Raw genomic sequence first — 1,400 nt, forward strand, 5'->3', positions numbered from 1 at the left:
TTTTTCGAGAATCACCTAATTTGGTTAAGTCCTCGATCGATTAGTATTCGTCAGCTACACATGTCGCCATGCTTCCACCTCGAACCTATCTACCTGATCATCTTTCAGGGATCTTACCACTTGCGTGTGGGAAATCTCATCTTGAGGGGGGCTTCATGCTTAGATGCTTTCAGCACTTATCCCGTCCGCACATAGCTACCCAGCGATGCCAATGGCTTGACAACTGGTACACCAGCGGTGCGTCCATCCCGGTCCTCTCGTACTAAGGACAGCTCCTCTCAAATTTCCTGCGCCCACGACGGATAGGGACCGAACTGTCTCACGACGTTCTGAACCCAGCTCGCGTACCGCTTTAATGGGCGAACAGCCCAACCCTTGGGACCGACTACAGCCCCAGGATGCGATGAGCCGACATCGAGGTGCCAAACCTCCCCGTCGATGTGGACTCTTGGGGGAGATAAGCCTGTTATCCCCGGGGTAGCTTTTATCCGTTGAGCGATGGCCCTTCCATGCGGAACCACCGGATCACTAAGCCCGTCTTTCGACCCTGCTCGACTTGTAGGTCTCGCAGTCAAGCTCCCTTATGCCTTTACACTCTACGAATGATTTCCAACCATTCTGAGGGAACCTTTGGGCGCCTCCGTTACACTTTAGGAGGCGACCGCCCCAGTCAAACTGCCTGCCTGACACTGTCTCCCACCCGGATTACGGGTGCGGGTTAGAAGTTCAACACAGCGGGGGTAGTATCCCACCAGCGCCTCCACCGAAGCTGGCGCTCCGGTCTCTAAGGCTCCTACCTATCCTGTACAAGCTGTGCCAAAATTCAATATCAGGCTGCAGTAAAGCTCCACGGGGTCTTTCCGTCCTGTCGCGGGTAACCTGCATCTTCACAGGTACTATAATTTCACCGAGTCTCTCGTTGAGACAGTGCCCAGATCGTTACACCTTTCGTGCGGGTCGGAACTTACCCGACAAGGAATTTCGCTACCTTAGGACCGTTATAGTTACGGCCGCCGTTTACTGGGGCTTCAATTCGCACCTTCGCTTGCGCTAAGCACTCCTCTTAACCTTCCAGCACCGGGCAGGTGTCAGCCCCTATACTTCACCTTACGGTTTCGCAGAGACCTGTGTTTTTGCTAAACAGTCGCCTGGGCCTATTCACTGCGGCTCTCTCGGGCTTGCACCCTAATAGAGCACCCCTTCTCCCGAAGTTACGGGGTCATTTTGCCGAGTTCCTTAACGAGAGTTCACTCGCTCACCTTAGGATTCTCTCCTCGCCTACCTGTGTCGGTTTGCGGTACGGGCACCTTGCATCTCGCTAGAGGCTTTTCTTGGCAGTGTGGAATCAAAGACTTCGGTACTTTATTTCCCTCGTCATCACAGCTTCGCTTACACGGAAA

The 1,400-nt window shown here is 53.8% G+C and carries 1 rRNA gene; it reads right to left on the reverse strand.

From position 1 onward, the window contains the following. Positions 1-20: 20 nt before the first annotated feature. Positions 21-1,400, reverse strand: a 23S ribosomal RNA gene (locus E2491_RS05275); the annotation flags it as partial.

Source organism: Jeotgalibacillus sp. R-1-5s-1 (assembly GCF_004405105.1).
Taxonomy (GTDB): Bacteria; Bacillota; Bacilli; order Bacillales; family Jeotgalibacillaceae; genus Jeotgalibacillus.